The following is a 19,616-nucleotide window of genomic DNA, read 5'->3' on the forward strand; positions in this document are numbered from 1 at the left end:
GCGAATAAGTCAGCATTTATACCTCATCATTCAGCATTCATAACTCATCACTCCGAGACAATGTCTTCCGCAGAATCCCACGTGTTTCATCTGCCCCGGCCGTTGCGGCTGGAAAATGGCGGTGTACTACCGCACGTGGCGGTAACGTACCATACCTACGGCCAGCTGAGCCCCACCCGCGACAATGTGCTGTGGGTGTGTCACGCCCTCACGGCCAACTCTGATGTGCTGGAGTGGTGGCCCGGCCTGGTAGGCCCCGGCTGCCATTTTGACCCGAGCGAGTGGTATATCGTGTGCGCCAACGTGCTGGGCTCCTGCTACGGCACCACCGGCCCGCTCACGCCCGACCCCATTACCGGTGAGGCTGCGTTTCAGCAGTTTCCGCTCATTACCATCCGGGATATGGTGGCAGTACATGAGGCACTGCGGGAACACCTGGCCCTCAAACGCATCCATACCCTGATTGGGGGTTCCCTGGGAGGGCAACAGGCGGTGGAGTGGGCGGTGCAGCGGCCGGGTGTGTTTGAAAACCTGGTGCTGCTGGCCACCAGCGCCCGGCACTCGGCCTGGGGTATTGCCTTCAATGAGGCGCAGCGCCTGGCTATTCTGGCCGACCCTACTTACCACCAGGCCACTCCGGCCGGGGGCGCGGCGGGTTTGCGGGCGGCCCGGGCCGTGGCCCTGCTTAGCTACCGCAGCCACGATGCCTACGGCCGCACCCAAACCGACGCGGACGAAACCAAAACCACTGATTTTCTGGCCAGCTCCTACCAGCGCTACCAGGGCGACAAGCTGGTGGCCCGTTTCGATGCCTACAGCTACGTAACCCTCAGCTACGCCATGGACTCGCACCACGTGGGCCGCGGCCGGGGCGGGGTGCAGGCGGCCCTGGGCCGGATTCGGGCCCGCACTCTGGTGCTGGGCATCACCTCCGATGTGCTGTTTCCGCCCCAGGAGCAGCAGCTACTGGCCCGCTACATCAAGGGGGCCATGTACGCCGAAATGGATTCCCAGTACGGCCACGACGGTTTCCTGATTGAAACCGCCCAAATCACCCACTTCCTCGAACGATTCTACGTCCAGACGTATGTCCACTAACCTTGCTCCCTCGCCTGTTTCTTCCGCACCTGCCCCGGCCCACCCTTGGCGCGTGGGCCTGATTGGGTTTGGCTGCGTAGGCCAGGGCCTGTACGATATTCTGCAGCAACGCCCTGAAGCGGGCTTCACCGTAAGTCGCATTGCCGTGAAAACGCCGGGCAAAACCCGCCCGCTGCCGGCCGGGCGGTTTGAGTTTGATGCCGAGGCCCTGCTGAACGACGACTCACTGGATGTGCTGGTGGAGGTAATTGACGATGCCGATACGGCTTTCCGGCTGGTAAGCGAGGCGCTGCGCCGGGGCCGCCGGGTGGTGACGGCCAACAAAGCCATGTTGGCCCGCCACCTGCCGGAGCTGGTGCAGCTGCAGCGCGCCGGCCAGGGCACCTTATTATACGAAGCGGCCGTGTGCGGTAGCATCCCCATCATTCGGACGCTGGACGCCTATTTTGGGGCTGAGCCCTTGCGCCGCCTTACGGGTATTCTGAACGGCTCCTCCAACTACGTGCTTACCCGCATGGGGGAGGATGGCTCCGACTACGCCCCGGCCTTGCTGGAAGCCCAGCACAAAGGCTTTGCCGAAACTGACCCCACCCTGGACATGGGCGCTTTCGACCCGCGCTCCAAAGCCGTGCTGCTGGCTGCCCACGCCTACGGCTCCTTCCTGAACCCGGATGAGGTGCTAAATCTGGGTATCGAAGGCATTAGCGCTGTGGATATTGCTTTTGCCGCCAGCAACGGGCAGAAAATTAAAGTTGTAGCCGGCCTGCAGCGCCTGGCCGATGGCCGCATTACCGCCCTGGTAACGCCCCAGCTGGTGGGCCCCGAGTCGCCGCTGTATTCGGTGGACCGGGAGTTTAATGGGGTGGTGATTGAGGCCGATTTCGCGGGCGAGCAGTTTCTGCAGGGGCGCGGGGCCGGGGGGCACCCCACCGGCTCGGCCGTGCTGGCCGATTTGGCCGCTCTGCGCCAGGGATTCACCTACCAGTATTCCAAAGCCGCCAACCCCGCCGAGTACGCCTCCGACCTGGAAGTGGAAATCTACCTGCGTACCGATGAGGACCGCCTGATTGACCTGCTGGACTTCAGCGAAATCTCGGAGGAGGCCGACGAGGACGAGTACGTGGTGGGCTACGTGGCTCTGGCTAACCTCATCCGCCACCGGGATACCCTGCGCAAATACGGTGCGTTCATCGTGCGCACCGGCCGCCTCCGCCCCGTCAGCACCGAAGTACTCACGGCCGAAGTGCTGGCCTGATTTCAGCCGTAGAGCAATGCATTGTTTACCGGCAGCCCCGCTACTTGGGTACAGTAGCAGGGCTACTGATTTCTACCGGGGCGAAGCCGCGCCGGTAGCTTCCGCCGCTGCCGGCACCGGCCGCTGCGGCACCGAATCAGGAGCCGTTTTCAGCAGATCGGGCTGCCATTCCGGCGGGGGGAGCGGCAGCGCGGGTACCAGCTGCACCCGGCGCGGCAGCAGCATAGCCGTTACCTGGGCCTCCCGGCGCGGGTTCAGGGCCGCGGCCAGCAGCGGGCCCGGTGCCCCGCTACCCAGCAACGGCCGCAAAAAGTCGCGCATGGCAAAGAACGCCGAGTCGATATAAATGGGCTCAAAGGAGTATGGCACGTGCCCCGCGCCACGCAGGCGGCGCAGCACGTTGGGCACGCCCACAGCATTGGCCCGCAGGCGCAGCGCCCCGCTGCCGTACACCAACTGGGCCGGCAGCTGCGCCCCAATGGTGCCTTTGGCGTAGGGCACTAACCCGTCGCGGGTGCCGTGCACGCTGCACAGGGGCGGGTCGCCGGCCTCCAGCCAACTGGCCCGGGCCAGGGCGCCGCACAAATTCACTACGCCGCGGGGGCGGCTGCTGTAGCCCGCGTGGCCGCCGGTGCCTTCCAGCCCGCCCAGCGCGGCCAAATCCAGGTAGGCGGGCACTTCAGCCTCTTTGTTAAGGTAGCCGGTCTGCAAGGCCATGAAGCCCCCGGCCGAGGAACCGCCCACAAACACGTACTGCGGGTGCACCCGGTACTTACGGGCGGTGGCCGCATCATGGCGAAAAAAGCGCACGGCTGCCCGCATATCCTGGGTAGCCCGAATGGCCGCCCGCCCAATACCAACGGTATCAAACGGGAAGAAGTAGAGCCGGTAATCAATGGTAGCGGCCACGTAGCCCAGCTTAGCTAGGCGGGTACACAGGGCTGTCATGACGGCATCGTCGCGGGTGCCGGTGAGGAAGCCGCCTTCGTGGGCCAGCACGACCAGGGGGCGGCGGCGCACGGTGTCGCCCTGAGGCTCGTACACATCCATGTACAGCGTCTGGGGCAGCCCAATCATGGTGGTTACGTGGGCAAACTCCACGTTGCGGCGCACCTGTACCTGCCGGAATACCGGCCGGTGGTAGCGGCCGTGGGTAGTATCGATGGGCGTCGTCGGCTGCGCCTGCGCGGCCCGCAGGCAGCAGCTGAGCAACAGCAGCAAAAGGTATTTCATAGCAAAAGGCAGCCGCCAGTAAAGCAGCTGCCTTTCCAAAGATACTACCTGATGGCAGCACCGGCCTTACAAGAACACAATGCGCCGGACCGCCAGCCCTTGCGTGCGCACCAGGTAAGTACCGGCCGGCAGGGCACCGCGCCGCAGTACCAACGTGGGCTGCTCCCATTGCAGTTGGCGTACTACCTGCCCGGTGGTGTTCAGCACTTCCACCGGCTGCCGCCGAAACGCCTGCGTAGCCGGCCACTGCAGCTGCACGGCAGCAGTGGCCGGCACCGGGAATGCCTGGGGCGTAGGGGCAGTGGCGGCTATTTTGGTGGTCGTTACGGTAGCGGCCTGCCGCAGCAGGGGCCGCAGAAAGTCGCGCACCACGCGCGTAGTGGTATCCATGTAGGCCACGGCGGCGGGGCTACTGCCGTTGTAGGGCACATGGCCGGCCCGTTTGAAGGTGTATAGTCGGTTGGGTACGCCCACGGCCGTGGCACGGGCGTGCAGAATGGCACTGCCGTACACTTTCTGCGCGGGCAGCCCCCCGCCTACCGTGCCCGCCGCGTAGGGCACCACGGCATCGGCGGTACCGTGCACGCTTACTACCGGCACGTTACCAGCCTCAATCCACCAAGGGCGGCCCAGGGCACCACATAGGTTGACGACGCCCTGCACCGAACTGCTGTAGCCAGGGTTGCCGCCGTTGCCTTCCAGTCCGCCCAGTGCCACCAGCCCGATGTAAGCGGGTACCTCCGTATCCTTATCCAGATAGCCGGTTTGCAGAGCCATAAACGCCCCCGCCGAAGAGCCCCCGGCGTAGATAAACCCGGAGTGGATGCGGTAAGTCTTGCTGGTGGCGGCATCCTTGCGGAAGAAACGTATAGCCGCCCGCATATCCTGGGTGGCGCGAATGGCCGCCCGCCCGATGTTTACAGTATCGAAAGGCAGAAAGAGCAACCGGTAATCAATGCTGGCCGTCACGTAGCCCATGCGGGCAAAACGGGTGCACAGCTCTACCACGTCCGCGTCGTTCTTGTTGCCGGAAACAAAGCCACCGCCGTGGGCAAATACCAGCAGCGGCCGGCGGCGCACGGTGTCGCCGGTGGGCTGGTACACATCCAGCCGCAGATTCTGGTTGTTACCCAGAAAGTCGGCGGCGGCCCCATAAGTGACATCCTGCGTGCGGGTCACATTGGCAAAAACGGGTCGATAGTAACGACCCCCAGTAGTATCAATGCGGCTTTGAGCCGCGCCTTCCAGCACACTGCCCAGCCACACGCAAAACAGCGCAAGAACAAGTTTTTTCATAGGGTGGCGTGATATGACCTATGCAAGTTAAAATATAACTCTTTCAATCAAAATTTTTCTTATTCCAACAACATCTTGCTTCTGTACAGTAGTACATGCTTCCGTTGAGTACGTTTACTTTCTTAGCTAGTTTCTCTCGATGCCTACTACCGCCCCTCCCCCCCTCCGCCCCGGCGACCAGGTTGCTATTGTGTGCCCCGCCCGTAAAGCCTCGCACGAGGAACTGACCGCCGCCGTAGCTACCCTCGAAAGCTGGGGACTGCGCATAGTGCTGGGCGCCAGCACCAACGTGGCGCAGCACCAGTTTGGGGGCGACGATGAAATCCGACGGCAGGACTTTCAGCAGCAACTCGACAACCCCGAAATCCGGGCCATTCTGTGTGCCCGGGGCGGCTACGGCACTACCCGCATTATTGACGGCATCGACTTTTCGCACTTCGGCGAGGACCCGAAGTGGATTGCCGGCTTTTCGGATATCACCACCCTCAATTGCCATTTGCTACGGCACGGGCACCAGAGTATTCACGGGGTAATGCCGCTCCTGTTTCATCTGGAAGGCGGTGAGGATTCTTTAGAGAGCCTGCGCCGGGCGCTGTTTGGGGAGCAAATCAGCTACGCGGCACCGGCCCACGCGCTTAACCGGCCCGGCACGGCCACCGGCGAGCTGGTGGGCGGCAATCTGAGTATTCTGCAAACCCTCACTGGCACCCAGTCGGACGTATCCACGGCGGGCCGCATCCTGTTTCTGGAGGATATTGACGAGTACCTGTACGCCATTGACCGGATGATGGTGCACCTGGACCGCACGGGTAAGCTAGCCGGATTGGCCGGGCTGGTGGTGGGCCATTTCACCAACCCCCAGGACAACACCGTACCCTACGGCCAGACGCCCAACGAAATCATCCAGCATTACGCTGCCCGCTACGGCTTCCCCATTGCCCACGGCTTTCCGGTAGGCCACGAGCCCCAAAACCATGCCCTGATTGTAGGCCGTGCAGCCCGCCTGACGGTGGATGCCGCCGGTAGCCGTCTGGAGTATCTGGATTAAGCGCTGTAGGAACGTATTATTTTTCCACACCCCTTCCTTCTGGTTTTCCACACCCCTTCCTTCTGGTGTATGCCTCTTACCATTCGTTACGTAGCGGCCACAGAGTTTGCTCACGACCAAAGTGGCCTTATAGAACTGTTGCGGGACGCCGTGGACGCAGGCGCTTCCGTGGGTTTCCTGCCACCCCTACCTACTGCCGAGGGGCAAGCCTATTGGCAGGAAGTAGGCACGGCCGTAGCCGCGGGCACTACCCTCCTGTTAGTGGCAGAAAACGACGGGCAGCTAGTAGGCACTGTACAGTTGGTATTGGCCACCAAGCCGAATGGCCTGCACCGGGCTGAGGTATCGAAGCTGCTGGTACACTCCAGCGCCCAGCGCCGGGGCATTGGCCGGCAACTGATGCTGGCCGTGGAGAAGCTGGCCCGGCAACACAACCGCTCCACGCTGGTGCTGGATACGTTGCAGGGTGCCGGTTCGGAGCTGCTGTACCAAGGGCTTGGCTACACGGCTGCCGGAGCCATTCCGGCCTTCGCCCGCGTGCCCAGTGGGGCGCTGGAGCCAACGGTAGTGTACTATAAGTTGCTAGGATAAATTATGTCCCACGTTCAAAAAAGCCCCGGCAGCTTGGTGCTACCGGGGCTTTTTGATGGGTTGATTAGATCTGGCTTATTCGCCGTAAAGTACCGTCAGCAGCGTCTGACCGACGGCTTTGAGCGTGCGCCGGTCAATGATGCTCATGTTGTCTTGGGTGGTGTGGTGGTAGGGTTGGAACTCCCCGTTGGGCAGGAAGTCGATGATGTCGATGGTGCGGATGCCGGCGTTGTTGGTGAACACGTGGTCATCGGTGATACCAAAGCCATCGGCGAACAGGAAGTAGTCGGAGAAACCCAGCTGCGAGGCGGTATTCCACACTTTTTCTACTACATCGGGGGCCTTCTGCCGGGAGAGCTCCTCGCGACTGAACTTGCCGCCCTTAGCCCCTACCATATCCAGCAGGATGCCATAGTTAGGCTTATAGCCCACGGGCAGCAGGTTTTTGGCCCAGTACTGAGAGCCCAGGCACCAACTCTCCTGATTGCCCAGCAGGTTCTTCTTCTCGCTCTGGGTGCTGCCGTCGTAGCCGTAGTCCTCCGAGTCGAACAGGATGAAATCGACACCTACGCCGGGGGCCAGACTATCCTTCTGGCCCCCCAGCACGCGGGCCATTTCCAGGGCTACGGCCACGCCGCTGGCCCCGTCGGAAGCACCATCGAGGGGCGCGTTCTTCTGGGTCTTATCCTTGTCGGCGAAGGGGCGGGTATCCCAGTGGGCGAAGATGGCCACCCGGCGCGGGGCCTGGGGCATGTACTGGGCAATGATGTTGCGCGACTTGAGCATCTTCCCATCAAAAGCCATGGCCTCGAAGGGCTGCTCCTTCACCGTAAGGCCCGCTTCCTTGAACTTGCCGATAATCCAGTCGCCGGTTTTTACGTGGGCCGCCGTGTTGGGCACCCGCGGGCCGAAGCTCACCTGCTTGGCCGTGAAGGCATAGGCCGAATCGGCGTTGAAGGCCGGGGCTTTGGGCAGCGCGGGTTCCGCAGCAGCGGTATCGGTAGTTTCGGCGGTGTCGTTTTTGCTGGGGCAGGCCGTGAGCAGGAGCAGGCTGGCCACAGCGGCCGGGGCAAGGCGAAGAAGGGGAAGCTTCATACGAGGCGTAGTAGCGTAAGCTTTAGCTTGCGACGGCAGAAAACGGCGCAAAAAGGGAGTTAAGAAGGTAGCAAATGGAAAAGCTCTGCAAACTACGACTTGCGCGGAAAGCCGGGCAACAGCGGCCGGTACCTGCGCAAGCTAAAGCATGTGTTACTCCTCACTATACGCCCAGTCGATACCGGCCTTGGTGTCCTTCACCACGATGCCCTGTTCCTTCAGTGCCGCCCGAATCTGGTCTACCTTATCGTAGGCCTTGGTGGCTTTGGCTTCCTGGTAGAACTCCAGGGTGAGGCGGAGCAGGTCTTCAGCACTGGCCCGGGGTTCGTCGCGCAGGCCCAGCACATCCTGCACCAGTGCCTGGTAGGCCGTGGTAGCCTCGTCCAGCGCGGCGGCGCTGACGGTGGCCAGGGTGGCGGGGTTGGCGGCGAAGCCGTTGAGTTTGCGCAACAGATTGAACAGGCTGGCAATGCAGCGGGCCGTGTTCAGGTCGTCGTTCAGGCCCACGAAGCAGTCCTGCACCAGCTTGTGCAGCTCGGCATCGGCGGCGGTGGTATCGGGCGTTTTGCCTTCCGTAACGGGGGCCACGGTGCGGGCTTTGATAACGTCGGGCGAGAGGCTCAGCTCGCGCAGCTTGTCCAGCAGGCGCAGGCCGTTCATCAGCTTGCGGTAGCCTTTGCGGGCGGCCTGCAGGCCTTCATCGGTAATATCCACGGGGCTGCGGTAGTGGGCCTGCAGCAGGAAGAACCGGGCAGTCATGGGCGAGTAGGCCTGGGCCAGGGTGTTGTTAGTACCCTCGAACAATTGGCTAATGGTGATAAAGTTGCCAACGGCCTTACTCATCTTAGCTCCGTTCACCGTAATCATGTTGTTGTGCATCCACACCTGGGCCTCGTTGGTGGGGTGGTTGCAGGCCTGGCTCTGGGCAATTTCGCACTCGTGGTGGGGGAACATCAGATCCAGCCCGCCGCCGTGGATATCGAACTCAGCGCCGAGGTACTTGCGGCTCATGGCCGAGCACTCCAGGTGCCAGCCGGGAAACCCGTCGCTCCAAGGCGAGGGCCAGCGCATGAGGTGGCGCTCATCGGCCTTTTTCCAGAGGGCAAAATCCAGGGGGCTGCGCTTTTCCTCCTGCCCCGCCAGGTTGTCGCGGGAGCCGGCCAGCAGCTCCTCCACCACACGGTTGGAGAGCTTACCGTACTCGCGGCCGGCGGCGTTGTAAGCGGGCACATCAAAGTACACCGAGCCGTTGGACTCGTAGCCGAAGCCATTGTCGATGATTTGCTGCACCATCTCAATCTGCTCCACAATGTGGCCGCTGGCCCGGGGCGTAATATCGGGCGGCAGGCAGCCCAGGGCTTCCATGTGTGCCTGATACAGGTTGGTGTATCCTTCAGCCACCTGCATGGGCTCGACTTTTTGAGCCCGGGCAATCTTCCCGATTTTGTCCTCGCCTTCGTCGGCGTCGCCTTCGAGGTGGCCTACGTCGGTGATGTTGCGCACGTAGCGTACGGTGTAGCCCAGGTAACGGAGGTAGCGCGTCAGCACATCAAACACCACCGGCCCGCGGGCGTTGCCCACGTGGGCTTCGTTGTACACCGTTGGTCCGCACAGGTACACCCCCACGAAGGGCGCATTGAGGGGTTGGAACGGGGCTTTGCGGCGGGTGAGGGTATTGTAGAGCGAGAGAGGGTGCTGCATAAGTGCAAAAGTAACCGCAGTTTCGGCAGAAGCGGCGGCGGTGCCAGATTTTAATAACCAGCTACGGCCGCCACCAACAAAGGGTATCTTAACAGAATAGACCGGCTAAAAGTCTGCTCACTGCTTCGTATTTCCCGAAACTTAGTTTATAAACCAGTCCAAGCGGTACAAATTGCTTTACAAGCAGTCTATAACGTTCGAATGGTAGTACAAACTGTTCCGCGGCCGGTACATATTCCTAGCGTTTGGCTCCGGGCTGGCGCAGTTGATAAGTAGCGATGGTGGGGAAGTGGTCGGAGTAAGGAATTTCGTGGTGCACCTGAAAATCCTCGACGGAAAACCGGAATCCGGCAAACTGATTGTCAATGCGCACGAAGGGCAGGCGGCCGTTGTAGGTACTGCCTACTCCATTACCCACCGTGGCCCAGGCGTTCTGGAAATTATCGGCCAGCTGGTCGTAGCTGTAGCTGTAGGGCACGTCGTTGAGGTCGGCGCAGAGCAGAATGGGGTAGCGGCACCGGTTAAAGCGCTTCACCAGCGTATCTACCTGCCAGTGCCGGGCAATAGCCCCGCGCTTGAAGCGGCGTAGCAGACCGGCCCCTTTTTGCTTGAGGCCGGCTTTGCTGGAATAGCTGTCCACAATGTCCTTCTCTTCCATACTCATGCTCTGGAGGTGGAAGCTGTACACCCGGATAGTATCCTGGGACGGCAGGCGCACATCGGCCCACATGGCATGGTTCTGGGTGAGTTTGCCGAAGCTGATGGTCCCGTGGTGCACGATGGGAAAGCGCGAGAAAATGGCCATACCAAACTCGGCCCCGGCACTGTTGGTGAGGGTTTTGGACAGGAATGTCTGCCGGCCCGCCTCACGCCCGATCTTATCCACCGTGCGAAACACGGTGCCATCCTGCGTTTTGGTCCCGGCCGGTTCGTTGTAGAACTCCTGCAGACATAGGATATCGGCCGGGTTGTCCTGCAGCCATTTCACCATGGCTTTCGATGACTGCAGCCCCTCATTGCGCAGCTGCGGATACACATTAAATATCCGCACGTTGGCCGACAGCACCCGCACCACCGGACCCTTTTCCGGGGCAGGCGCATTCACCAGGCGAAATGGATGCAGCGCCAGCCCCCGCTGAAAGTGCGGCCACGTAAGCACAGCCAGCGCCAGGGGCAGCAGGGCCACCGGCCAGCGCCGCAGCAGCCAGTAGCCCACCAACAGCAGGTTCAGGGCCAGGGCCACCGGCAGCGTAAGCGCCCCGAAAATAGCTGGCCAGAAGGTGTACGCCGGAATCTGGGCGCAGGCAATGGCCACCAGCACCCACCCCATCACCAACACGGTACTCTTAAATGCAAACGAACGACGCACGGGCAACTTTTCAGCGGCAAATAGTGTCAGGCCCACAAAGGTAGCCGTTCCGTGCGAGCCTGCCCTACCGCCAAAATGGTCTGTGTTTTGCGCAACGGAGTGCGTACCTTCCGCTGGCTTTATTTTCGTTTCTGTATGCCCCGATTTTTACTACTTATCTGCCTGTTGCTGAATATGCTGCTGGCTCAGGCCCGCCCGCGCCCCGCTGCTGTGAACCTACCCGAGCAAAGCCTGGAGTTCGTAGAAAATAAAGGCCAGTGGCCTCGTCCGGCACTGTTTAGGGCCGAGGTACCCGGTGGCCAACTGTACCTCACTCCTACCGGCTTCACATATTCCCTGCTGCACCCGGCCGATGCGCAGGCCATTTCCCACCACGGCAGCAGTGTCGGTGAGTCTAATGCGGCTGGCCAACCGGTCCCTACTGCTGTACGCGGCCACGCCTACACCATGTCGTTTGTAGGCGGCAGCACCCGGCTGGCGCCGGTTACGCAGGAGCCTACTGCGGGCACCCGCAACTACTTCCGGGGTAGCAGCCCGCAACAGTGGGCTTCGGGGGTGCGTGGCTTTCGGCAGGTGCGCTACCCAAGCGTGTATTCGGGCATTGATGTGCGCCTCTACGAAAATCAGCAGCAACAGCTGGAATACGATTTTGAGTTGGTCCCCGGAGCCCGTCCCGGCCAGATCCGGCTGCGCTACGACGGGCTTACCAGCCTACAGCTCACGGCGGAGGGCCAGCTTCGGTTAGAAACCTCGGTGGGCACCGTAACCGAGCAAACACCCCAGGCTTGGCAAACTCTGCCCTCGGGCCAGCGCCAGCCCGTAAGCTGCCGCTTCGTGCTCAGCGGCCAAACGGTTAGCTTTCAGCTGGGTACTTACAATGCCAAGCTCCCGCTGACTATTGATCCAACGGTGTTGTTCTCCTCCTTCAGCGGTTCCTCGGCCGACAACTGGGGCTTCACGGCCACCTATGATGCGCAGGGTAATATGTACTCTGGCGGCGTGGCCTTCGACCAGGGTTACCCAACTACCACGGGAGCTTTCCAGACCAGGTTTGCCGGTGCTGCCGACGTGGCCATCATCAAATACCGCGTTACTACCTCTGGCCCGGCGGCCCGGCTCTACGCTACCTACCTGGGCGGGAACTCCACTGATGCCCCCCATAGCCTGGTAGTCAATAACCTCGGCGAATTAGTAATTTTAGGTACTACCGGGTCCAATAACTTTCCCATTACCAGCGGGGCAGTGCAAACGGCTTTCAAGGGTGGTCCGGCGGTGAATCCCATCGGCTCCGGCTCGGGTGGGCCTATGAGCTACCCCAACGGCTCCGATATATTTGTCAGCACCCTCAGCTTTGATGGTGCCCGCCTGACCGCCTCCACGTACTTAGGGGGTACTGCCAACGATGGGCTTAACCTGAACCTGGTGAACAACTATGGCGACGCCTTTCGGGGAGATGTGCTCACAGATGGGGAGAATAACGTATACATAGCCACTGTTTCGCAAAGCGCCAACTTTCCGCTGGCTCAGCCGATCCAGCAGGACCGTCAGGGCTCTTCCGATGCCGTGGTGTGCAAGCTTAACCGCCAGCTCAGCCGCCAGGTGTGGAGTACGTACCTGGGCGGTAGCGGGGCCGAAGCCGGCTTCTCTCTGCAGCTAACTCCCGACCGACACCTGTACGTAGCGGGTGGCACCAACAGCGCCAATTTTCCCGCAACTGCTGGCGCACTCCAGCCCAAGCAACCCGGTGACAAGGATGGGTTTGTGGCCTGCATCCCGCCCGATGGCACCGCCCTGCAATACGCTACGTATCTGGGCACCTCCGCTCCGGATCTTGTCTTCTTCCTGCAGCTGGATGCCAACGGGGACGTGTACACTCTGGGGCAAACCGGCTCGGATGCGTATCCCATTACTACCGACCTATATGGGGTGAAGGGGGCCCACCAGTTTATTCACAAGCTCAGTTCCGACCTAAGCACCACCCGCTACAGCACGGCCTTCGGTACGGTATCAACCGGCTACGACATTTCACCGACGGCCTTTCTGGTTGATGACTGTGAGCGGGTGTACGTGAGCGGCTGGGGAGGCGCTACCAATGCCGGGTACGGCGGGGGCTCTACCCGCAACCTGCCCGTTACTAGCAACGCCCTGCAGCGCACCTCCGATGGCAGCGACTTTTACATTGCCCAGTTTACGGCTGGCCTCACTGCGCTGGAGTATGCCACCTTTTATGGGGAGTTTGGGGGCGCAGGTGAGCACGTGGACGGGGGCACTTCCCGGTTCGATAAGAAGGGAGTGGTGTACCAGGCTGTGTGCGGCGGCTGCCGCGGCACCCAAAATTTCCCGGTGCCGCAAGGCGCTAACTACTATACCACCCGCAACGGCAGCACCAACTGTAACAACGCCGCCTTCGCCATCAGCTTCGGACTGGTTGTTGCCGACCCCGGCCCTACCCGCTACGTGTGCGTGAAAGATGGCCCCGTTACGCTGGGCGGGCAGCCTACCGGTGGCATCTGGAGCGGCCCCGGCGTGACGCGGCAAGCCAACGGCACCTATCAGTTTCAGCCCACCCCGGCCTTGGTTGGCCGCAACGTGCTGCAGTATTCCGTGGCCACCACCGGCATTTGCCGAAGTGTGCGCCCCCTAGCCCTGATTGTTACCCCGGAGCGTGTACTGAACATCAGCCCCGTGCCCGATTTGTGTGCCAACGGCGCGCCGGTTACGCTGCAGGCTTCGCCAGCGGGTGGCACCTGGAGTATTACCAAAGGCCTTTCCGGCAACGTATTCAACCCGCAGCAGGCTGGCCCTGGCACTTATACCCTCACTTACTCCATTGCCGATACGCTGGGCTGCGGCTCAACTACACGCACCATTGTAGTGCACCCATTGCCAAAAGTAGAGGCTGGCCCCAATCTCACCTTCTGTGCTTACGAAACCCAACCGGTACAGCTCACTGGCTTTTCCCCGGCGGGCGGCACCTGGAGTGGCACAGGTGTATCGGCGGGCGGGTTGTTTACGCCACCTAATACCAACCTGCGCGGCGGAATCTTCACACTCACCTACACCGTAACCGAAAACGGCTGCGCCAACTCGGCCACCCGGCAAGTGCTCCTGGCCCCGTCACCAACCACCAACTTTCCGCTAAGTGTGCCCGAGTGCACCAGTTTCCCACAGTACACCGGGCTGGCTCCGTTTAGCTGCCCCTTTGTGCCGGTACTCACCGGCGGCACTTACACCTGGGATTTTGGCGACGGAAGTCCGGTATCTATGGAGGAAGCCCCTACCCACGTGTTTCAGCAGCCCGGTACCTACAACGTGAAGCTCACGGCCCAATACAGTAACTGCACCGTTGAAACCAGCTTCGTACCGGTGGTGGTAGGCGAGGTGTTCGTGCCCAACATCATCACCCCCAACCGCGACGATAAAAACGAGACGTTTATCCCGCGTTTCAGCTGCCAGCCGGCCCGGTTGCAGGTGTTCACGCGGTGGGGCAACAAGGTATTTGAAACTGACACCTACCGCAACGACTGGCGCGCCGATAATCTGCCCGATGGCCTCTACTATTACCTGCTGAAAGACACCGACGGCCGCACTATAAAAGGCTGGGTTACGGTGCAGCGCTGAGGGCTTGCATTCCGCATTTTTGCGTTGTATCTTTGCCCCAGCAAACTAGAACACGAACAGAGGGGACGGACAGTCCCCTCTTTCTTTTATCACCGGTGTCCACATGAAACTCGACCAAGCCCGCCTTTCCGAGCTCCTCCAGGATAGCCTGCCCACCGATGGCAGCCTGTTTGTGGTGAGCCTCGCCGTGTCGGATGCCATTCGGCCCAAAGTAACCGTTACCCTCGATGGGGAACAGGGCGTAGGCATTGATGAGTGCGCCCAGGTAAGCCGCCGCCTGGCCCGCCGCGTGGATGAAGAGTACGGCGAAGACGCCAGCTACACGCTGGAAGTAACTTCGCCCGGCGCCGACCAGCCCCTGCGCGACGCCCGCCAGTACGCCCGCCACGTAGGCCGCAGCCTCAGCTTGAAAATGGCCGACGGCAACGAGAAAACCGGCACCTTGGAAGCCGCTGAGGCCACCGGCATCCAGTTGGCCGAGGTTGTCAAGGAAAAAACCAAAAAGAAAACCCTGCCCGCCGCTTTCATCCCCTTCGCCGATATCAGCGAAGCCAAAGTGGTGATTTCGTTTAAGTAGTAAGCGGTGAGCCAACAGCCTTGGGCGTTTGGCTTGATTCTGACATAATTCACCTTTTAGTTGTTGCCGCCTGCCGGCTTCGCAAGTCAGCAGCTAACAGCTAGTAGCTAAAAGCTTAAAAAAATGAACAGCAACGTCCTCATTGAATCGTTTGCCGAATTCGCCCGGTCGAAGAACATCGACCGTCCTACGATGATGAGCATCCTGGAGGAAGTGTTCCGCACCATGATTCGCAAGAAGTACGACGACGACTCGAACTTCGACGTGATTCTGAACGTGGACAAGGGCGACCTGGAAATCTACCGCAACCGCGAAATCGTGGATGACAACTCGGAAGATATCTGGGACCTTGACAAAATTCCGCTGGCTGAAGCCCAAAAAATCGAGCCCGACTACGAAGTGGGCGAATCGGTGGCCGAGGAAATTAAGCTGGAGGATTTCGGCCGTCGCGCCGTGCTCATGGCCCGCCAAACGCTGATTCAGCGCGTGAAGGACCTGGAGCGCGACAACCTCTACCAGGCCTACAAAGACCAGGTAGGCGAAATTGTGGTGGGTGAAGTGTACCAGGTGTGGGGCCGTGAAGCCCTCATTCTGGACAAGGACGAGAACGAACTGGTGCTACCCAAAGGCGAGCAGATTCCCAAGGACCGCTACCGGAAGGGTGACACTATCCGGGCCGTGGTCCACCGCGTGGATGTGCTCAATGGTACCCCTAAAATCATTCTTTCCCGCGCCGCGCCGGCTTTCCTGGAGCGCCTGATGGAGCAGGAAGTACCCGAAATCTTTGATGGCCTCATCACCATCAAAAATATCGTGCGGGAACCCGGCGAGCGGGCCAAAGTAGCCGTAGAAAGCTTCGACGACCGTATCGACCCGGTGGGTGCCTGCGTGGGTATGAAAGGCTCGCGTATTCACGCCGTAGTGCGGGAGCTCGAAAACGAGAACATTGACATCATCAACTACACCGACAACCTGGAGCTGTACATCGCCCGGGCCCTGTCACCGGCCAAGCTCACGTCGATGAAAATCAACGAACAAACTGGCCGGGTTTCGGTGTTCTTAAAGCCCGACCAAGTGTCGCTGGCCATTGGCCGCGGCGGTGCCAACATCAAGCTGGCCTCGCGCTTGGTAGGCATGGAAATCGACGTATTCCGGGATGCCGGCGACTTCGAGGAAGACATTGCCCTGGACGAGTTCCAGGACGAGATTGACGGCTGGGTACTCGAGGAGCTGAAGAAAATCGGCCTCGATACCGGTCGGGCCGTACTGGCTGTCAGCAAGGATGACATCGTGCGCCGCACTGAGCTTGAGGAGGAAACTGTGGAAGACCTGTTCCGCATCATCCGCCAAGAGTTTGAGGACAGCGACGACCAGGACGACGAAACCCCAAATTCCGGCGACGCGCAATGAGTGCGCGGCGGCCGGTACGGCAAGGGCGCTAGAATCAGCCGGGTGGCTTGATTTTAACGCCGCCCGGCAAGATTTAAGTTAGTACCTTTGCACCAAGATAAGAGTATCGTTCGCGAGCATAGAATGGCGGAAGCAGCAACCAAACGGCTGAATCAGGCGGCCAAAGACCTGAACGTCGGGCTTTCCACGATTGTGGATTTTCTGGCGGGAAAAGGGCATTCCATTGAAAACAAACCCACGACCAAGCTATCCTCAGAGCAAGTGGCTCTGCTGGAGAAGGCCTTCGCGTCGTCGGCTCAGGACAAGATGGATGCTGCCAAAGTAAGCCAGGCCAAGCGCCAGAGCGAGCTGGAAGCCGCCGCAGCCCAGGCGGCAGCGGCCAAGGCTGCCGAAGCAGCCAAGCCGGCCCCGGCTCCCAAGCCCGCTGCTCCCGCCCCGCAACCCACGCCCCAGCCGGCCCCGGTTGCTGAAACCCCTAAACCCACTCCCGCTGAAGAGCCGGCCCGCGTGCCTGGCCTGAAGGTATTGGGTAAAATTGAGTTGGATGCCAAAGGCCGTCCCGTTCCCCCGAAGCCGGCTGCTGCCGCATCTCCGGTTTCAGTTCCGGCACCTACTCCGGCTCCAGTTGAGAAACCGGTAGCTGAAACGCCCCAGGCGCCTGCTCCGGAAGCACCGAAAGCACCCGAGGCGCCGAAGGCTCCCGTAGTTGAAACACCGCGGCCCACGCCGGCACCCGAAGCACCGAAAGCGGCTCCGGTGACTCCGGCCCCAGCTCCGCAGCCGGCCGTACCGGCTGCTAAAGCTCCGGAAGCTGCGCCAGCTACCCCTACCCCTGCCCCGGCAGCCGAAGCTCCGGCTACTCCGGAAGCGGCTGGCGAGGAAGGCACTATCGTAGCCAAAGCCGACCAGCTGAAAGGCCTGACGGTACTAGGCAAAATTGAGCTACCCCTCGATTCGTCGCGGCGTGGTGGAGGCCGGGGCGCCCGCCCTGTTGCCTCGTCCGATGTGCGCAAGAGCGGCCTCAACGCCAACGACAAGAAAAAACGCCAGCGCATTCCGATGAGCGGCCCCGGCCAGCAAGGTGGTCAGGGTGGCCCCGGGCAGCAGCAAGGCGGTGGTAACCGCCCCGGTGGCCCCGGCCAGCAAAGTGGCGGCAACCGCCCCGGCGGTCAGCAAGGCAGCAACCGCCCAGGCGGCCAGCAAGGCGGCAACCGTGACAACCGCGGTGGTGGCAATCGTCAGCCGGCTCCGGCCCTCACGCCTGAGCAGAACGACAAGCAGATTCAGGAGCAGATCAAGGCTACGCTGGCCAAGCTCAGCGGCGGCCGGGGTCAGCAGCAGAATCGCGCCAAATACCGCCGCGACAAGCGCAACATGGCGGCCGAGGACCGCGAGGCGCTGCGCGCTCAGAACGAGCTGGACGCTAAAACCCTGAAAGTAACCGAGTTTATTTCGGCCAACGACCTGGCTTCGCTCATGGACGTGTCGGTGAACGAGGTAATTAAGGTGTGCCTGAACATGGGCATGTTCGTATCCATCAACCAGCGCCTCGACGCCGAAGCCATTACCGTCATTGCCGACGAGTTTGGCTACGATGTAGAATTCCTGAGCGCCGAAGAAGAGGAAACGAGCATCGAAATTGAAGACAACGAGGAAGACCTCCAGCCGCGGGCTCCCATCGTGACCATCATGGGTCACGTGGACCACGGTAAAACCTCGCTGCTTGACTACATCCGGAACGCCAGCGTAGCCAAAGGGGAAGCCGGTGGTATCACCCAGCACATCGGGGCCTACGACGTAATGACCAAATCGGGCAAGCGCGTCACCTTCCTCGATACTCCGGGTCACGAAGCGTTTACCGCTATGCGTGCCCGTGGTGCCAAGGTGACGGACATTGCCATCATTGTGGTAGCCGCCGACGACTCGGTGATGCCGCAGACGAAGGAAGCCATCAATCACGCGCAGGCTGCTGGTGTACCCATCGTAATTGCCCTTAACAAGATTGATAAGCCCGGTGCTAACCCCGACAAAGTGCGGGAAGAGCTGTCGGTTATCAACATCTTGGTTGAAGAATGGGGCGGCAAGTACCAGAGCCAGGAAGTTTCGGCGAAAACCGGTTTAGGTATCGACGACCTGCTGGAAAAGGTACTGCTGGAAGCCGAGATTCTGGAGCTGAAAGCCAACCCCGACCGCAACGCCGTGGGTACGGTTATTGAAGCCTCGCTAGATAAAGGCCGTGGCTACGTAACTACCATTCTGGTGCAAACCGGCACCATGCAAGTTGGTGACATTGTGCTGGCCGGTCCGCACTTCGGCCGCGTGAAGGCCATGACCGACCACCGCGGCAAGAAGATGAAGCAGGCTGGTCCGGCCACGCCGGTGCAGGTACTCGGCCTGACCGGTGCTCCGCAGGCTGGCGATAAGATTCAGGTAATGGAAACGGAGCGCGAAGCCCGCGAACTGGCTACGCAGCGTCAGCAGCTGGCCCGTGAGCAGAGCATGCGTACTAAGAAGCACATCACCCTGGACGAAATTGGTCGTCGTCTGGCTATTGGTTCGTTCAAAGAGCTCAACGTAATTGTAAAAGGCGACGTGGACGGCTCGGTGGAAGCACTGGCCGACTCGCTGCTGAAACTGAGCACGCCGGAAGTGGCCGTGAACATCCTCAGCAAAGGGGTGGGTGCCATTTCGGAAACCGACGTACTGCTGGCTTCGGCTTCCGACGCCATCATCATCGGCTTCCAGGTACGCCCCTCACAGAGTGCCCGCAAGCTGGCCGAGCAAGAGCAGATCGACATCCGCCTCTACTCGATTATCTACAACGCCATCAACGAGGTGAAGGATGCCATGGAAGGCATGCTGGCCCCAACGGTGAAAGAGGTTGTAGTGGCCAACGCCGAAGTACGTCAGGTGTTCAACATTACCAAAGTGGGCACCATTGCCGGCTGTATGGTAACGGACGGTACTTTCACACGCAAAACCAAAGTGCGCCTCGTGCGCGACGGGATTGTGTTGCACTCCGGCGACATTCAAGACCTCAAGCGCTACAAAGACGACGTGTCGGAAGTACGCCAGGGCTACGAATGCGGTATTTCGCTTAAGGGTTTCAACGACCTGCGTGAAGGCGACAACATCGAAGGCTTCGAAGAACAGGAAGTGAAACGGACGCTGTAAGGCGCTTCGTATTTCTGATAAACACAACGCCCCAACTCGCAAGAGTCGGGGCGTTGTGTTTATTAACGTATTCGTTCACATCATTATGTGATTGACGACGGGGCAAGCCGGAGGTAATTTTGTATCAGTTCAGGAAATAATTGCACCT

At 60.7% G+C, this 19,616-nt stretch carries 13 protein-coding genes; 8 read left to right on the plus strand and 5 right to left on the minus strand.

Annotated features, from left to right (window positions below; translation table 11 throughout):
- Window positions 1–60: 60 nt before the first annotated feature.
- Both metX and LF252_RS14575 read left to right on the plus strand, forming a co-directional pair.
- A complete protein-coding gene (gene metX / locus LF252_RS14570) occupies window positions 61–1,098 on the plus strand; it encodes a homoserine O-acetyltransferase MetX (RefSeq protein ID WP_226270303.1) in 1,038 nt (345 codons plus the stop codon).
- Window positions 1,088–2,353 carry a homoserine dehydrogenase gene (locus LF252_RS14575; RefSeq protein WP_226270304.1) on the plus strand — a complete coding sequence of 422 codons (1,266 nt, stop codon included), beginning with the start codon at window positions 1,088–1,090 and terminating at the stop codon, window positions 2,351–2,353. Before metX ends, LF252_RS14575 begins: the two co-directional genes overlap by 11 nt.
- 72 nt (window positions 2,354–2,425) lie before the next feature.
- On the opposite strand, the gene LF252_RS14580 is transcribed toward LF252_RS14575, so the two are convergent.
- Window positions 2,426–3,586: an alpha/beta hydrolase gene (locus LF252_RS14580; RefSeq protein WP_226270305.1), complete on the minus strand. Its 1,161-nt coding sequence runs from the start codon at window positions 3,584–3,586 to the stop codon at window positions 2,426–2,428.
- A gap of 66 nt (window positions 3,587–3,652) precedes the next feature.
- Window positions 3,653–4,882, minus strand: coding sequence for an alpha/beta hydrolase (locus tag LF252_RS14585; protein WP_226270306.1), 1,230 nt, complete (start codon window positions 4,880–4,882; stop codon window positions 3,653–3,655).
- 139 nt (window positions 4,883–5,021) lie between these two features.
- On the opposite strand from LF252_RS14585, the gene LF252_RS14590 reads away from it, so the two are divergent.
- Entirely contained in the window at window positions 5,022–5,930 is a 909-nt protein-coding gene (locus LF252_RS14590) for a S66 peptidase family protein (protein WP_226270307.1), read from the plus strand.
- A 69-nt stretch (window positions 5,931–5,999) separates the two neighbouring features.
- Window positions 6,000–6,521 (plus strand): GNAT family N-acetyltransferase, encoded by a 522-nt coding sequence (locus LF252_RS14595; RefSeq protein WP_226270308.1) that lies wholly within the window; start codon window positions 6,000–6,002, stop codon window positions 6,519–6,521.
- Between the two features lie 75 nt (window positions 6,522–6,596).
- On the opposite strand, the gene LF252_RS14600 is transcribed toward LF252_RS14595, so the two are convergent.
- From LF252_RS14600 to LF252_RS14610, 3 genes are all read right to left on the minus strand, one after another.
- Window positions 6,597–7,616 (minus strand): M28 family peptidase, encoded by a 1,020-nt coding sequence (locus tag LF252_RS14600; protein ID WP_226270309.1) that lies wholly within the window; start codon window positions 7,614–7,616, stop codon window positions 6,597–6,599.
- Between the two features lie 153 nt (window positions 7,617–7,769).
- A complete protein-coding gene (gene cysS / locus LF252_RS14605; RefSeq protein WP_226270310.1) occupies window positions 7,770–9,317 on the minus strand; it encodes a cysteine--tRNA ligase in 1,548 nt (515 codons plus the stop codon).
- A 238-nt stretch (window positions 9,318–9,555) separates the two neighbouring features.
- Window positions 9,556–10,686 (minus strand): endonuclease/exonuclease/phosphatase family protein, encoded by a 1,131-nt coding sequence (locus LF252_RS14610; RefSeq protein WP_226270311.1) that lies wholly within the window; start codon window positions 10,684–10,686, stop codon window positions 9,556–9,558.
- 135 nt (window positions 10,687–10,821) lie between these two features.
- On the opposite strand from LF252_RS14610, the gene LF252_RS14615 reads away from it, so the two are divergent.
- The 4 genes from LF252_RS14615 to infB all read left to right on the plus strand — a co-directional run bounded on the left by LF252_RS14615 (window position 10,822) and on the right by infB (window position 19,468).
- Window positions 10,822–14,307: a DUF7948 domain-containing protein gene (locus tag LF252_RS14615; protein WP_226270312.1), complete on the plus strand. Its 3,486-nt coding sequence runs from the start codon at window positions 10,822–10,824 to the stop codon at window positions 14,305–14,307.
- A 103-nt stretch (window positions 14,308–14,410) separates the two neighbouring features.
- Window positions 14,411–14,884 (plus strand): ribosome maturation factor RimP, encoded by a 474-nt coding sequence (locus LF252_RS14620; RefSeq protein WP_226270313.1) that lies wholly within the window; start codon window positions 14,411–14,413, stop codon window positions 14,882–14,884.
- A gap of 123 nt (window positions 14,885–15,007) precedes the next feature.
- The gene (nusA, locus tag LF252_RS14625) at window positions 15,008–16,294 is read left to right on the plus strand and encodes a transcription termination factor NusA (protein ID WP_226270314.1); all 1,287 of its coding nucleotides are present in this window, start codon (window positions 15,008–15,010) and stop codon (window positions 16,292–16,294) included.
- A 123-nt stretch (window positions 16,295–16,417) separates the two neighbouring features.
- Entirely contained in the window at window positions 16,418–19,468 is a 3,051-nt protein-coding gene (gene infB, locus LF252_RS14630; RefSeq protein ID WP_226270315.1) for a translation initiation factor IF-2, read from the plus strand.
- Window positions 19,469–19,616: the final 148 nt, after the last annotated feature.

The sequence above is a fragment of the Hymenobacter pini genome (assembly GCF_020421205.1).
In the GTDB taxonomy this organism is placed as follows: Bacteria; Bacteroidota; Bacteroidia; order Cytophagales; family Hymenobacteraceae; genus Hymenobacter; species Hymenobacter pini.

What these genes read in the sequence shown, in the direction of transcription:
- LF252_RS14585 (WP_226270306.1), bottom strand. Translation starts at nt 4,882, where the DNA reads ATGAAAAAACTTGTTCTTGCGCTGTTTTGCGTGTGGCTGGGCAGTGTG.
- LF252_RS14620 (WP_226270313.1), top strand. Translation starts at nt 14,411, where the DNA reads ATGAAACTCGACCAAGCCCGCCTTTCCGAGCTCCTCCAGGATAGCCTG.
- LF252_RS14590 (WP_226270307.1), top strand. Translation starts at nt 5,022, where the DNA reads ATGCCTACTACCGCCCCTCCCCCCCTCCGCCCCGGCGACCAGGTTGCT.
- nusA (WP_226270314.1), top strand. Translation starts at nt 15,008, where the DNA reads ATGAACAGCAACGTCCTCATTGAATCGTTTGCCGAATTCGCCCGGTCG.
- LF252_RS14580 (WP_226270305.1), bottom strand. Translation starts at nt 3,586, where the DNA reads ATGAAATACCTTTTGCTGCTGTTGCTCAGCTGCTGCCTGCGGGCCGCG.
- LF252_RS14600 (WP_226270309.1), bottom strand. Translation starts at nt 7,616, where the DNA reads ATGAAGCTTCCCCTTCTTCGCCTTGCCCCGGCCGCTGTGGCCAGCCTG.
- LF252_RS14595 (WP_226270308.1), top strand. Translation starts at nt 6,000, where the DNA reads ATGCCTCTTACCATTCGTTACGTAGCGGCCACAGAGTTTGCTCACGAC.
- cysS (WP_226270310.1), bottom strand. Translation starts at nt 9,317, where the DNA reads ATGCAGCACCCTCTCTCGCTCTACAATACCCTCACCCGCCGCAAAGCC.
- LF252_RS14615 (WP_226270312.1), top strand. Translation starts at nt 10,822, where the DNA reads ATGCCCCGATTTTTACTACTTATCTGCCTGTTGCTGAATATGCTGCTG.
- LF252_RS14575 (WP_226270304.1), top strand. Translation starts at nt 1,088, where the DNA reads ATGTCCACTAACCTTGCTCCCTCGCCTGTTTCTTCCGCACCTGCCCCG.
- metX (WP_226270303.1), top strand. Translation starts at nt 61, where the DNA reads ATGTCTTCCGCAGAATCCCACGTGTTTCATCTGCCCCGGCCGTTGCGG.
- infB (WP_226270315.1), top strand. Translation starts at nt 16,418, where the DNA reads ATGGCGGAAGCAGCAACCAAACGGCTGAATCAGGCGGCCAAAGACCTG.